This is a genomic window from Pseudomonas sp. BN415, from assembly GCF_029871195.1.
GTDB lineage: Bacteria > Pseudomonadota > Gammaproteobacteria > Pseudomonadales > Pseudomonadaceae > Metapseudomonas > Metapseudomonas resinovorans.
The window spans coordinates 43,186-57,144 of sequence record NZ_SSOK01000064.1; the positions used below are offsets into that span (position 1 = coordinate 43,186).

Sequence of the window (13,959 nt, forward strand, 5' to 3'; positions counted from 1 at the left end):
TCGGCTTGCGGCCATGTCGCAAGCCTCTGTCTTCGACAGGGAGAAGTCCGCATGGCCACGCTGTACCTGGCTTCGGGGTCGCCGCGCCGGCGCGAGCTGCTGGCACAGATCGGCGTTCCCCATATCACCCTAATCGCCTCCATCGACGAAACCGCCCTGCCGGACGAGCCAGCAAACGCCTATGTCGAGCGTCTGGCGCGCGAGAAGGCCCTGGCCGGCCTCGCCAGCCTGGCCGAGGCCGGCTCGGCCTGTGTGCTGGGGGCAGACACCGCGGTGGTTCTGGATGGTCGCATTCTCGGCAAACCGGTCGATCGCGACGATGCGCTGGCCATTCTGGAGCAGTTGTCCGGTCGCGAGCATGAGGTGCTCACCGCGGTTGCACTGGCTGGCGTGGATCGCTGTGAAACGCGGGTGGTCGCCAGTCGGGTGCGTTTTCGTCCCATTTCCCGAATCGAAATGGAAACTTACTGGGCCAGCGGCGAGCCCGCCGACAAGGCCGGCAGCTACGCTATTCAGGGGCTGGGTGCGGTATTCGTCAGTCGCGTTGAAGGCAGTTATTCAGCGGTAGTGGGATTGCCGCTGCTGGAAACGGCGGAAATGCTCGCCGGGTTCGGCATTCCTTGTTGGCAGCACCTGGGATAGGTCAACGGCATGAGCGAAGAGATCCTGATCAATATCACGCCGATGGAATCGCGCGTGGCGCTAGTGGAGAACGGCGTGCTGCAGGAGGTGCATGTAGAGCGCACCTTGCGTCGCGGCATCGTCGGCAACATTTACAAGGGCAAGGTGGTGCGGGTACTGCCGGGCATGCAGGCGGCCTTCGTCGACATCGGCCTGGATCGCGCGGCGTTCATTCATGCCTCGGAAATCAGCAACCGCGAAGGCAGTGCCGTGGAGAGCATCAGCGCACTGGTGCATGAGGGCCAGAGCCTGGTCGTGCAGGTCACGAAGGACCCGATCGGCAGCAAGGGCGCTCGCCTGACCACCCAGCTGTCGATACCCTCGCGTTACCTGGTGTACATGCCACGTACCAGCCACGTGGGCATTTCCTTGAAGATCGAGGACGAAGCCGAGCGCGAGCGCCTCAAGCAGGTGGTGGCCGACTGCATCGCCGCCGAAGGCATCGAGGAGGCCGGCGGCTTCATCCTGCGTACCGCCGCTGACGGCGCCCGCGCCGATGAAATCCTCGCGGATATCCGTTATCTGCGCCGCTTGTGGGAGCAGATTTCCTCGCAGATGCAGACCGCTTCGGCACCGTCGGTTATCTACGAAGACCTCAGCCTTGCCCTGCGGACCTTGCGTGACCTGGTCAACCCGCGCATCGAGAAGATTCGCATCGACTCGCGCGAAACATTCCAGAAAGTGACCCAGTTCGTCGACGAGTTGATGCCTGAAGTTTCCGATCGACTGGAGCACTACCCCGGAGAGCGACCGATCTTCGACCTCTATGGCGTCGAGGATGAAATCCAGAAGGCCCTGGAACGTAAGGTACTGCTGAAGTCGGGTGGCTACCTGATCATCGACCCTACCGAGGCGATGACTACGATCGATGTGAACACCGGTGCCTTCGTCGGTCATCGCACCCTCGAAGAGACCATCTTCAAGACCAACCTTGAGGCGGCGACCGCCATCGCCCGCCAGCTGCGCCTGCGCAACCTGGGCGGGATCATCATCATTGACTTCATCGACATGGAAGATGAAGAGCACCAGCGCCAGGTGTTGCGTACCCTGGAGAAGCAGCTGGAACGCGACCACGCCAAGACCAACATCATCGGTATCACCGAGCTCGGACTGGTACAGATGACCCGCAAGCGCACCCGCGAGAGCCTGATCCAGGTGCTCTGCGAGCCTTGCGCCAGTTGCCTGGGCCGTGGCCTGCTGAAGACCGCAGAAACCATCTGCTACGAAATCTTCCGCGAGATACTGCGCGAGGCCCGGGCCTATCAAGCGGAAGGCTATCTCGTGCTGGCGAACCAGAAGGTTGTGGATCGACTTCTGGATGAAGAGTCGGGCAACGTCGCTGATCTGGAGGCCTTTATCGGGCGGCCGATCAAGTTCCAGGTGGAAACCATGTATTCCCAGGAACAGTACGACGTGGTCTTGCTCTGAGGCGCTGAGTGGAAGCCATAGCCCGCTGGTTGATGCGCACGCTGCGCTGGTCACTGGGGCTTTGCGCCCTGTTCCTGGTGCTGTCGGCGCTTTATGTCAGCCTGGGGCGCGAACTGGTGCCATTCGTGGCCGAGTACCGTGCCGAAGCAGAAGCCAAGGCCTCCGCGGCGCTGGGGCAGCCGCTTGAGATCGGTGGCCTGGAAGGGCGTTGGCACGGGCTGGCGCCGCTGCTGATTGCGCACGACGTTGTGTTGGGCGAGGGCGGCGGCGTCCTGCGCGTGGATCAGATTCGCGTCGTGCCTGACGTGCTTGGCAGCCTGATGGCGAGGCAGCCACGTATCGCCCGGCTGGAGCTGGATGGCGTCCAGATCGGCCTGAGCCAGGACAAGGCTGGAAAATGGCATCTGGAAGGTCTTACCACCAACTCGGGCAAGCCGCTCCCTGGTCCCCGACAGGTCCGCGCCTTGCTGCAGCAGATTGGTCACGTATCCGTGCTGAACAGCCAGCTCACCCTGGAATCCGAAGGACAGGCGCCCACCAACGTCACCTATGTCAGCGCCACGCTGAAGGCCAGTGGTAGCCGCCAGCGCCTCGATGGCCGGTTCTCGTTGCCCGATGGGCAGCCGGTGGCCCTGCGTCTGAGAACCCGCCTCAATTCCGACGCCTGGCTGCAGAATGATGCGGAACTCTATCTCAGCCTGCCGCAAACCGATTGGGCGCGCTGGCTGCCCACCAGTCTGACCCGTGACTGGCGTCTTCAGCGCCTGCAGGCTGGGGGCGAAGTCTGGGGTGAATGGAGCAAGGGCGGTATGCGGCGTGCCGTGGCCAAGCTGCATGTGCCCGAAGTACGTGGCGCCTACGACAAACGCAAGGCGGTCACCCTGAGCAACGTCGGGCTCAATGCCTATTTCACCCGGACCGATGAGGGGTTCCAGGTCCTGCTCGATTCCCTTGCTGCGAACATCGGGGAGACGCGTTGGGGCGAAACCCATCTTCGCCTTGACCACACGGCGGGTGAGCGACCCGAGTGGGCGCTGAGCGCCGACCGCCTGGAGGTGGCGCCCTTGCTACCGATAGTGGAGGCTCTGATCCCGCTGCCAGAAGCCGCCGCCGCCGCTGTGGCTGGCCTGAAGCCGCGGGGCGCCCTGCGCAACCTGAGCCTGCATTACCGCCCGCTACAGGAAGGCGCCAAGCGCCTGGACTTCAGCAGCAACCTCGACGATGTCGGTTTCAACGCCTACCACGGCGCGCCCGCCGTCGAGAACGTCAGTGGCAGCCTGGCGGGGGACCTGTCCCAAGGCGAGTTGCGCCTGGATTCCAACGATTTCACCCTGCACCTCGACCACCTCTTTCCCAAACCGTGGCACTACCGCGAAGCGAACGCCCGGTTGACCTGGAGCCTCGACGATACCGCCTTCACCCTTGTCAGCCCGTACATGCGCCTGGAGGGCGAAGAGGGGCATATTGCCGGTGACATGCTGATTCGCTTGATGCGCGCGCCAGAGGCCGAGGACTACATGGATCTGCGTGTCGGCCTGCGCGAAGGCGATGCACGCTACACCGAGAAATACCTGCCGACCCGTTCGCCGGGGCTCAGTCCGGCCCTGGCCAAATGGCTCAAGGAGGCCATCAAGGGAGGCACGGTGGATGAAGGTTTCTTCCAGTACCAGGGCTCACTGGCCCAAGGCGCTGATCCGGCGGCGCGTTCCCTCAGCCTGTTCTTCAAGGTGCGTGACGCTGAACTGGCGTACCAGCCCGGCTGGCCGGAACTGCGCGAGGCCCGTGGTGACGTGTTCATCGAGGACTCCGGCGTGCGGATCAAGGTGCCGGATGGACGCATCCTCGACAGCCGGGTGAGCGACGCTGAGGCGGAAGTGCCTCACGTAGAGGCTGGTGAAGTGCCGCGTTTGCTATTGGACGCCCAGCTGGACAGCAGCTTCACCGACGGCCTGAAGATTCTTCAGGAAACCCCGATGGGCACTGCGAACATCTTCGCTGGCTGGCAGGGGCAGGGCACGCTTGACGGCAGGCTGCAATTGGATATCCCGCTGGAGAAGGGTCATCCGCCCCACGTGGTGGTGGATCTCAGTACCGCCGACGCGCACTTGAAGATCGCCCGCCCCGATCTGTCGTTGACCCAGCTCAAGGGCGCGTTCCGCTACGACACCGCCAAGGGCCTCAGCGCCCAGGACATACGTGGCCAAGCCTTCGGACGCGAAGTCCGGGCCAAGGCTCAGGCCGAAGGCAGCAACGGTAATGCCCGTTCGCGCATCCTCGCCAACGGCAGCATCACCCTGAAAGATCTCACCGCCTGGCTCGGTGTGACCCAGCCGCTGCCGGCTTCGGGCACCTTGCCCTACAACCTGAACCTGAGTCTGGACGGCAAGGATAGCCAGCTGCGCATCGATTCCAGTCTCAAAGGCCTGGCGGTCGAGTTGCCGGCACCTTTTGGCAAGCTGGCCGAAGAAACCCGTGATGCTACCTGGCGCATGACACTGGACGGCGACGAGCGGCGCTATTGGCTGGACTATGCCGGGCTTGCCAGCCTTGCCCTGGCGGCGCCCGTGGGCAAGTTGGACGAAGCGCGGGGCGACCTGGTTCTAGGGGGCGGCACGGCGACTCCGCCTGGGGGCAAGGGCCTGCGCATCCGTGGCCGGGTTGACGAATTGGACACCACGCCCTGGCTGGAGCTGGCCAAGCGGTTCGCCCCCCGTGACGGTGCCGATAAGGCCCGCATGCTGAGCAGCGCCAATCTGGAAATCGGCCGGTTCACGGGCTTTGGCATGAGCCTGGACAATCTCACGGTCAATCTGAACCGGTCTGCCAACGGCTGGAACCTGGGCCTGGACAGCGCCCTCATGCAGGGTAGCGTGGCGCTGGCTGACGCCAAAGGCGCGCCCATTGATATCCATTTGAAGCAGATACGCCTGCCGAAGCCGCCGGAGAACGATGCAGAGGCGGATGCCAAGCCCGATCCGCTGGCGGGCGTCGATCCGCGCCAGGTGCCCGCGCTGGATGTGCGCATCGATCAGGTCGTCCTGGGGGACTCGCCTCTGGGGGGCTGGTCATTCAAGGCTCGGCCTGACGCCAAGGGCGTGAATTTCAGCGAACTGAACCTTGACCTCAAGGGATTGAAAGTCACCGGGGCCGCAGGTTGGGAAGGCACGGCTGAAAGTAGCAGCTCCTGGTACAGGGGGCGAATGGAAGGTAAGAACCTGGCGGACGTGCTCAAGGCCTGGAACTTTGCGCCGTCAGCCACCAGCGAGCGCTTCCGCCTGGACGCCGATGGCCGCTGGCCGGGGTCGCCGGCCTGGGTCAGTCTCAAGCGTTACTCTGGTTCCCTGGATGCCAGCCTGAGCAATGGTCAGTTCGTCGAAGTGGAGGGTAGCGCCCAGGCGCTTCGGGTGTTTGGCTTGCTCAACTTCAACTCCATCGGTCGGCGCTTGCGTCTGGACTTCTCCGATCTGCTGGGCAAAGGCCTGGCTTATGACCGGGTCAAGGGCCTGTTGGTGGGCAGTGACGGCCGTTTCGTCACCCGCGAGCCCATTACGCTCGAAGGCCCTTCCAGTGGCCTGGAACTGGACGGCACCATGGACCTGGCCGCTGATCGCATCAATGCCAAGCTGCTGGTGACGCTGCCGGTGACCAACAACTTGCCGCTGGCGGCGCTGATCGTCGGGGCACCGGCCATTGGCGGCGCGCTCTTCGTGGTGGACAAGCTACTGGGCGACAGGGTCGCGCGCTTCGCGAGTGTGCAATACAAGGTTGAAGGTTCCTGGAAGAGCCCCAAGATCACGTTCGACAAGCCTTTTGAAAAGCCTCGCTGAAGCGGGCTTTCGCAGCTTGGGTTAGCATGCATTCCATGCCTTGAGCGGAGATTCCGATGTCCCTTGCCGTAATTCAGATGGTTAGCCAGGACGATGTCCTGGCTAACCTCGCCAGCGCCCGCCGCCTGCTGCAACAGGCTGCCGAAGGCGGTGCCCGCCTGGCGGTGCTGCCTGAGAACTTCGCCGCCATCGGCCGTCGGGATCTGGCCGACCTGGGGCGTGCCGAGGCGGAAGGCCGGGGACCGATCCTGCCCTGGCTGCGCCAGGCCGCCCGCGATCTCAAGCTATGGATAGTGGCTGGCACCCTGCCGCTACCGCCCGACGGCCAGCCTGCGGACAAGGCCAACGCCTGCTCCCTGCTGATCGACGAGCATGGCGAACGGGCTGCGCGCTACGACAAGATCCACCTGTTCGATGTAGACGTCACCGACACTCGCGGCCGCTACCGCGAATCAGACGACTACGCCCATGGCGCACAGGTAGTGGTGGCGGACACGCCGGTCGGTCGACTCGGTCTGACCGTCTGCTACGACCTGCGCTTTCCCGAGTTGTATGGCGCACTGCGCGAAGCCGGCGCCGAGTTGATCAGCGCCCCCTCGGCCTTCACCGCCGTGACTGGGGCGGCCCACTGGCAAGTGCTGGTACGTGCTCGCGCCATCGAAACCCAGTGCTACCTGTTGGCGGCGGGCCAGGGCGGTACGCACCCCGGCCCGCGCGAAACCTTCGGCCATTCGGCCATCGTCGACCCCTGGGGGCGGGTACTGGCCGAGCAGGACCAGGGCGAAGCCGTATTGCTCGCCAGTCGCGACGCGGACGAGCAGGCGGCCATCCGCCAGCGCATGCCGGTGAGCACCCACAGAAGATTCATGACGCCGGCCACTCCCGGGCCGGCGCGTACGGAGAAGTTATGAGCGACGTCTTGTTATCCGTCAGCGAGCATCTGCTGGCACCTGGTGACCTCAGTATCGAGCAGTTGCCGGAAATCCTAGGAGAGCTGGCCGGTCCAGGCATCGATGCTGCCGATCTGTATTTCCAGGGGCAGATTTCCGAGTCCTGGATGCTGGAGGACGGCATCGTCAAGGAAGGTAGCTTCCATCTCGATCAGGGCGTCGGCGTGCGCGCCCAGTCCGGCGAGAAGACTGGTTTCGCTTACAGCAATGCCATCACGGCGGATGCCTTGCGTCAGGCCGCACGGGCCGCGCGTTCCATTTCCCGTGCCGGGCAGGAAGGGCGGGTGCAGGCCTTCGCCAGCCCGCAGATTACAAGGCTTTACGATTCCAGCAGCCCGCTGGATGTGATCAGCCGCGCCGAGAAGGTGGAGCTGCTGAAAAAGGTCGACGCCGCTACCCGTGCTCTCGATCCGCGCATCAAGCAAGTCACCGTGAGCATGGCCGGCGTCTGGGAGCGCATCCTGATCGCCGCCAGCGACGGCAGCCTGGGCGCCGATGTGCGCCCGCTGGTGCGTTTCAATGTCAGTGTGATCGTCGAGCAGAACGGCCGCCGCGAGCGCGGTGGCCACGGCGGCGGTGGACGTACCGACTACCGTTATTTCCTCCAGGAAGACCGCGCCATGGGCTATGCCCGCGAGGCGCTGCGCCAGGCCCTGGTCAATCTGGAAGCTGTTCCTGCACCGGCTGGTACCCTTCCGGTGGTGATGGGGGCTGGCTGGTCCGGTGTGCTGCTGCATGAGGCCGTGGGCCACGGTCTGGAAGGAGACTTCAACCGCAAGGGCAGCTCAGCCTACAGCGGCCGCATCGGCGAGAAGGTGGCTTCCAGTCTTTGCACCATCGTCGACGACGGTACCCTGGCCTATCGCCGTGGCTCGCTTAGCGTCGACGACGAGGGCACCCCGACCCAGTGCACCACGCTGATCGAAAACGGTGTGCTCAAGGGCTACATGCAGGACAAGCTGAACGCTCGCCTGATGAAGGTGGCGCGCACCGGCAACGGTCGCCGGGAGTCCTACGCGCACCTGCCGATGCCACGCATGACCAACACCTACATGCTGGCCGGCAAGAGCGATCCGCAGGAGATCATCGCCTCGGTGGAACGCGGTATCTACTGCGCCAACCTCGGAGGTGGCCAGGTGGACATCACCAGCGGCAAGTTCGTCTTCTCCACCAGTGAGGCTTACTTGATCGAGAACGGAAAGATCACCACGCCAGTGAAGGGCGCTACCCTGATCGGCAATGGTCCGGAGGCCATGAGCCGGGTGTCCATGGTCGGCAATGACCTGGCACTGGACAGCGGCGTGGGAACCTGTGGCAAGGACGGTCAGTCGGTGCCGGTGGGTGTGGGTCAGCCGACCCTGAAGATCGATGCAATAACGGTAGGCGGGACGGGGGCCTGATGGCGGCCCCCGGAAGGATCAGCGCAAGCCGCGCTTGGCCTCGTCCAGGTCGCGGATGTATTTGAACACCTTGCGCGCGGCGGCCGGTGGTTTGTTGTGGGCCACTTCGTGCTGGGCATGACGGATCAGGCCGCGCAGGTGCTGGCGGTCGGTGTCCGGGTAATCGGCGACGAAGCTTTCCAGGGCGGCATCGCCACCCTCGATCAGGCGGTCGCGCCAGCGCTCCAAGGCGTGGAAGCGCTCGTTGTACTCGCGGGTGGAGCTGTCGAGCTGGTCGATCAGGCCGACAATGGCGTCGATGTCCTGCTCGCGCATGAGCTTGCCGATGTACTGGATGTGCCGTTTGCGGGCAACGTGTGCCTTGTGCTTCGGCGCTTCCGCCAGGGCTCGCTGCAGGGCGTCGGTCAGTGGCAGCTTGGCCAGCACGTCGGGCTTGAAGGTCGTCAGGCGCTCACCGAGCTCCTGCAGGGCGTGCAGCTCGCGCTTGACCTGGGTTTTGCTCTTCTCGCCGGAGAAGTCGTCGTCGAGGAATTCAGACATGGGGGTGGTCCAATGGGAAACGCCGCCATGATAACCAGTCGGGGCCGCCTTGTCCGGCCCGACTGGCGCCGCCCGAGTGCGGTACGTGCGGCGAGGCGCCAGGTTGCGCCCGTCGTGTCGAGGAATTATTGAACTGGAGTGGCTATGAGTGAAGTAGAAGTGGTCGGCCCGGAAGCATTGCCGGAATTGCAGGCGCGGGTCGAGCGCATCCTCGCCGAGGCCCGGCGCCAGGGCGCCAGCGCTTGTGAGGTGGCTGTTTCAGTAGAGCAGGGATTGTCCACCACCGTTCGCCAGGGCGAGGTGGAAACAGTCGAGTTCAACCGTGATCAGGGCTTCGGAATCACCCTGTATGTTGGTCAGCGCAAGGGCTCTGCCAGTACGTCAGCGAGCGGCGACGATGCGATCCGTGAGACTGTTGCTGCGGCCCTGGCCATTGCCAGGCACGCATCCGAGGACGAATGCGCAGGCTTGGCCGACGCGGCACTGATGGCCCGAGATCTGCCGGAGCTCGATCTCTACCATCCGTGGTCAATAACCCCTGAACAGGCGGTGGAGCAGGCGCTGATCTGTGAGACGGCGGCATTCGAGACTGATAAGCGCGTCAGCAAGGCGGATGGCACTACCCTCAACACCCATCAGGGCTGCAGGGTTTATGGCAACAGCCATGGTTTCGTCGGCGGCTATGCCAGCACCCGTCACAGCTTGAGCTGCGTGATGATCGCCGAGAGCCAGGGGCAGATGCAGCGCGACTACTGGTATGACGTTAACCGCATCGGCAATCAGCTCGCCGACCCGGTCAGCATCGGACGCCGCGCGGCCGAGCGGACAGCGGCCCGTCTCGGTGCACGTCCGGTACCGACCTGCGAAGTGCCGGTGCTGTTCGCCGCCGAGCTGGCAACCGGTCTGTTCGGCAGCTTCCTTGGGGCAATCTCCGGCGGCAATCTTTATCGCAAGTCGTCCTTCCTCGAAGGTGCCCTTGGGCAGCGCCTGTTTCCCGAGTGGCTGTCCATCGACGAGCGCCCGCATATCCCGCGCGCGATGGCCAGCGCGGCCTTCGACAACGACGGTCTGGCGACCTACGCCAAGCCCTTCGTCGAAAAAGGCGAGCTGGTTTCGTACATCCTCGGCACCTACTCCGGGCGCAAGCTGGGCCTGCCCAGCACGGCCAACGCTGGCGGAGTGCACAACCTCTTCGTCAGCCACGGCCAGGAAGATCAGGCCGCGCTACTGCGACGTATGGGGCGTGGCCTTCTTGTGACCGAGTTGATGGGGCAGGGGCTGAACATGGTGACTGGCGACTACTCCCGCGGCGCAGCTGGTTACTGGGTGGAAAATGGCGAGATCCAGTTCCCGGTGCAGGAAGTAACCATCGCGGGAAACCTGAAGGACATGTTCCGCCAGATTGTTGCGGTAGGCAGTGACCTTGAACTGCGTGGCAACATCCGAACCGGGTCCGTACTGATCGAGCGGATGACGGTTGCGGGCAGCTGAAGACTGTTTGGCCAGAGAATGAAAAACGCGCCCAATTGGGCGCGTTTTCACAAGCCAGTATTGGCTGTCATTCGCCTTCGTCGAACTTGTTGTTGATCAGCTCGATCAGGGCAGTGAGGGCGTCGTCGTCCTGGTCGCCTTCGGTATGCAGGTGAATGGGGGTGCCTTTGCCTGCCGCCAGCATCATCACCGCCATGATGCTCTTGCCGTCCACCAGGCTTTCCGGGGAGCGGCCCACGCGAATCTGGCAAGGATAGCGACCGGCAACGCCGACGAACTTCGCTGCGGCTCGGGCATGCAGTCCGAGCTTGTTGATGATGGTGATCTCGCAGGCGGGCATCGCGTTTCCAATCCTTCTAGCTGAGGTCGCGGTGGCGAACCTGGACATTCTTCAAGCTGGGTTTCAGCGCGGTGCCCAGGCGCTCGGCGACGTAGACCGAACGGTGGTGCCCACCGGTGCAGCCGATGGCGATAGTGACATAGGCGCGGTTACTGGCGGCGAAGCGCGGCAGCCATTTGCTCAGATAGCCGAGGATATCCTGATACATCTCTTCGACATCAGGCTGCCCCGCAAGGTACTCGGCGACCGCTGGTTCCAGCCCGGAATGGTCGCGCAATTCAGGCTTCCAGTACGGGTTGGGAAGGCAGCGCACGTCGAACACCAGGTCGGCATCTACAGGCATGCCACGCTTGAATCCAAAAGACTCGATCAGGAAGGCGGTGCCTGGCTCCGGCTGGTTCAGCAATCGGAGCTTGATGCTGTCGCGCAGTTGGTAGAGGTTGAGGTGCGTGGTGTCGATCTTCAGATCGGCGAGATCGGCTATAGGGGCCAGAAGTACTTCTTCGTCCTGGATTGCTTCCGCCAGGGAGCGGTTGTCGTTGGTCAGCGGATGGCGTCGGCGCGTTTCGGAAAAACGCTTGAGCAGGGTGGCGTGCTCGGCATCGAGGTAGAGCACGTCGCATTTTATGTGGCGGCTGCGGGCTTCGACGAGCAGCTCGGGAAAGCGCTGTAACTGGCTGGGCAGGTTGCGTGCGTCGATGGATACGGCAACCTGGGGTTCCAGTAGTTCGGTGTGCAGCAGTGCCCGTTCCGCCAACTCGGGAAGCAGTCCGGCGGGCAAGTTGTCGATGCAGTAGAAACCGTGGTCCTCTAGTACATCGAGGGCGGTGCTCTTGCCCGACCCGGAGCGGCCGCTGACGATGATCAGGCGCATGGAGAAGCCCTAGCGTTCGCTCTGCACGTCCACCACCACCTGGTAGAGGCTGGTGCTGTCGGGCGCCTGGCGCAAACGCTCACGCACATCGCTGCGGTCGAGCATGCTGGCAATCTGACGGAGCAGTTCAAGGTGCTCATCGGTAGCAGCTTCCGGGACCAACAGGACCAACAGGAGGTCAACCGGGGCGCCGTCGATAGCGTCGAAATCGACTGGAGCATCGAGCCGGAGCACCGCGCTTATGGGCGAGGTGCAGCCGGTGAGGCGACAGTGGGGAATGGCGATGCCGTTGCCGAAACCGGTGGAGCCGAGTTTCTCCCGGGCTACCAGGCTTTCGAAAATATCCTGGTTGTCGAGGTCGGGGAGATCGCGGGAAACCAGCTTGGCAATCTGTTCCAGTACACGCTTTTTGCTGCCGCCCGGCACGTTCACCAGGGAACGGCCGGGGGTCAGGATTTGCTCGAGTCGAATCATAGGAAGGGGAAGAGTGTCAGCGGGCCGTAGCGCCCTGCTGGCGATTCAACTGCTTTTCCTTGTGTTTGATCAGTTGGCGGTCAAGTTTATCGGTGAGCAGGTCGATGGCGGCGTACATGTCTTCATGTTCTGCATTGGCCACGACCTCCCCGCCGGCGATGTGCAAGGTGGCTTCGATCTTTTGCTTCAGTTTCTCGACCTCCATGATGACTTGCACATTGGTGATCTTGTCGAAGTGGCGCTCGAGCCGGCCAAGTTTCTCGCCGACATAATCGCGCAGGGCGTCGGTCACATCCAGTTGATGTCCACTGATGTTGACTTGCATACCGCTTTCTCCTTATTGCCCGTGTATAAGAAACAGGCTAACGGGCCTGCCACCGGAACACTTTGGCGTGGGTCAATTTCCGCGTCACATCAGTCGCTTCCGCTCGCTGGAAGGCGCTATCCCAAGGGACTCGCGATACTTGGCTACTGTGCGACGGGCCACTTGAATGCCCTGTGCCTCCAGTAAACCAGCGATCTTGCTGTCGCTCAACGGCTTTTTCGGATTTTCCGCTGCGACCAGTTTCTTGATGATGGCGCGGATCGCGGTAGACGAGCATTCGCCGCCTTCCGAGGTGCTGACGTGGCTGGAGAAGAAGTACTTCAGCTCGTAGATTCCGCGGGGAGTGTGCATGTATTTCTGGGTGGTCACCCGCGAGATGGTGGACTCGTGCATGCCCACGGCTTCGGCGATATCGTGCAGAACCAGGGGTTTCATCGCCTCATCGCCGTACTCCAGGAAGCCGCGTTGGTGCTCGACAATCTGGGTGGCGACCTTCATCAGGGTTTCGTTGCGACTCTGCAGGCTTTTGATGAACCAGCGCGCTTCCTGAAGCTGGTTGCGCATGAAGGTGTTGTCGGCGCTGGAGTCGGCGCGGCGAACGAAACCGGCGTAGTGCGGGTTGACCCGCAGGCGCGGCACGGCTTCCTGGTTCAGCTCCACCAGCCAGCGTTCGTTGTGCTTGCGGACAATGACATCCGGCACGACGTACTCGGGCTCGCTGGCTTCGATCTGCGAACCGGGCCGCGGATTCAGGCACTGGATCAGTTCGATGATCTGGCGAAGTTCATCCTCCTTGACCTTCATGCGTCGCATCAGCTGGCTGTAGTCGCGGCTGCCGAGCAGGTCAAGGAGATCGCCGACCAGGCGCTGGGCTTCAGTCAGCCAGGGGGTGCCTGGAGGTAACTGGCGCAGCTGCAGGATCAGGCATTCACGCAGGTCACGGGCGCCGACGCCTGCCGGCTCGAACTGTTGGATGCGGTGGAGGACGACTTCGACTTCATCCAGTTCGATGCCGAGTTCGGGGTCGAATGCCTCGACGACCTCGGCCAGTGACTCTTCGAGGTAGCCATCGTTGTTGATGCAATCGATCAAGGTGACCGCGATCAAACGGTCCGTATCGGACATGGGCGCCAGGTTGAGCTGCCAGAGCAAGTGGCTCTGCAGGCTCTCGCCAACCGAAGTGCGCGAGGTGAAGTCCCACTCGTCGTCATCGTTGCTCGGGAGGCTGCTGGCACTGGTCTGGTAGACGTCCTCCCACGCGGTGTCGACCGGGAGTTCGCTGGGGATGCGTTCGTGCCATTCGCCGTCTTCCAAGGCTTCAGCGTTGGTCTCGACGCTGGACTCTTGAAAGCTGGTCTCCTGATTGCCGGAGTTGGGCAACTGGTCGCCTTCGGCCATCGGGTCGGAGGTGTCGAAATCGTCGCCATCCTCCTGCCGTTCGAGCATCGGGTTGGACTCCAGCGCTTCCTGGATCTCCTGCTGGAGATCCAGGGTGGAGAGTTGGAGTAGGCGGATGGCCTGTTGCAGCTGCGGGGTCATCGTCAGCTGCTGGCCCATCTTTAGGACTAGCGATGGTTTCATGGCAGAGGGCTTAGCACCTTATTCGCCGGCGCTTGCGCGCCATCCACT

12 protein-coding genes are annotated in these 13,959 nt (G+C 63.1%); 6 read left to right on the forward strand and 6 right to left on the reverse strand.

Going from position 1 to position 13,959, the window contains the following annotated elements; all coding sequences use genetic code 11:
- Positions 1-51 precede the first annotated feature (51 nt).
- The 5 genes from E8F20_RS22260 to tldD are packed head-to-tail and all read left to right on the forward strand — an operon-like array spanning position 52 to position 8,286.
- Complete coding sequence (locus E8F20_RS22260) at positions 52-642, forward strand: Maf family protein (protein ID WP_280285698.1); 591 nt, start codon at positions 52-54, stop codon at positions 640-642.
- Between the two features lie 9 nt (positions 643-651).
- Positions 652-2,109 carry a ribonuclease G gene (rng, locus tag E8F20_RS22265; RefSeq protein ID WP_028628505.1) on the forward strand — a complete coding sequence of 486 codons (1,458 nt, stop codon included), beginning with the start codon at positions 652-654 and terminating at the stop codon, positions 2,107-2,109.
- 32 nt (positions 2,110-2,141) lie between these two features.
- On the forward strand, positions 2,142-5,936 hold the full coding sequence (locus E8F20_RS22270; RefSeq protein ID WP_280285943.1) for a YhdP family protein: 3,795 nt from the start codon (positions 2,142-2,144) through the stop codon (positions 5,934-5,936).
- A gap of 56 nt (positions 5,937-5,992) precedes the next feature.
- Positions 5,993-6,847 carry a carbon-nitrogen hydrolase family protein gene (locus E8F20_RS22275; RefSeq protein WP_280285699.1) on the forward strand — a complete coding sequence of 285 codons (855 nt, stop codon included), beginning with the start codon at positions 5,993-5,995 and terminating at the stop codon, positions 6,845-6,847.
- Positions 6,844-8,286, forward strand: a complete 1,443-nt coding sequence (gene tldD, locus E8F20_RS22280) for a metalloprotease TldD (protein ID WP_028628502.1) — start codon at positions 6,844-6,846, stop codon at positions 8,284-8,286. Before E8F20_RS22275 ends, tldD begins: the two co-directional genes overlap by 4 nt.
- A gap of 18 nt (positions 8,287-8,304) precedes the next feature.
- Here tldD and yjgA read toward each other — a convergent pair whose 3' ends face one another.
- The gene (gene yjgA / locus E8F20_RS22285; protein ID WP_028628501.1) at positions 8,305-8,826 is read right to left on the reverse strand and encodes a ribosome biogenesis factor YjgA; all 522 of its coding nucleotides are present in this window, start codon (positions 8,824-8,826) and stop codon (positions 8,305-8,307) included.
- 144 nt (positions 8,827-8,970) lie between these two features.
- On the opposite strand from yjgA, the gene pmbA reads away from it, so the two are divergent.
- Complete coding sequence (gene pmbA / locus E8F20_RS22290) at positions 8,971-10,317, forward strand: metalloprotease PmbA (RefSeq protein ID WP_280285700.1); 1,347 nt, start codon at positions 8,971-8,973, stop codon at positions 10,315-10,317.
- Between the two features lie 67 nt (positions 10,318-10,384).
- Here pmbA and E8F20_RS22295 read toward each other — a convergent pair whose 3' ends face one another.
- The 5 genes from E8F20_RS22295 to E8F20_RS22315 all read right to left on the reverse strand — a co-directional run bounded on the left by E8F20_RS22295 (position 10,385) and on the right by E8F20_RS22315 (position 13,911).
- Positions 10,385-10,657 (reverse strand): HPr family phosphocarrier protein, encoded by a 273-nt coding sequence (locus tag E8F20_RS22295; protein ID WP_028628499.1) that lies wholly within the window; start codon positions 10,655-10,657, stop codon positions 10,385-10,387.
- Between the two features lie 16 nt (positions 10,658-10,673).
- Entirely contained in the window at positions 10,674-11,531 is an 858-nt protein-coding gene (gene rapZ, locus E8F20_RS22300) for an RNase adapter RapZ (protein ID WP_280285701.1), read from the reverse strand.
- 9 nt (positions 11,532-11,540) lie between these two features.
- Positions 11,541-12,005, reverse strand: a complete 465-nt coding sequence (gene ptsN / locus E8F20_RS22305; protein WP_028628497.1) for a PTS IIA-like nitrogen regulatory protein PtsN — start codon at positions 12,003-12,005, stop codon at positions 11,541-11,543.
- Positions 12,006-12,021: 16 nt separating this feature from the next.
- Positions 12,022-12,330: a ribosome-associated translation inhibitor RaiA gene (raiA, locus tag E8F20_RS22310; RefSeq protein WP_028628496.1), complete on the reverse strand. Its 309-nt coding sequence runs from the start codon at positions 12,328-12,330 to the stop codon at positions 12,022-12,024.
- A gap of 84 nt (positions 12,331-12,414) precedes the next feature.
- On the reverse strand, positions 12,415-13,911 hold the full coding sequence (locus E8F20_RS22315; RefSeq protein ID WP_280285702.1) for an RNA polymerase factor sigma-54: 1,497 nt from the start codon (positions 13,909-13,911) through the stop codon (positions 12,415-12,417).
- Between the last annotated feature and the right edge of the window lie 48 nt (positions 13,912-13,959).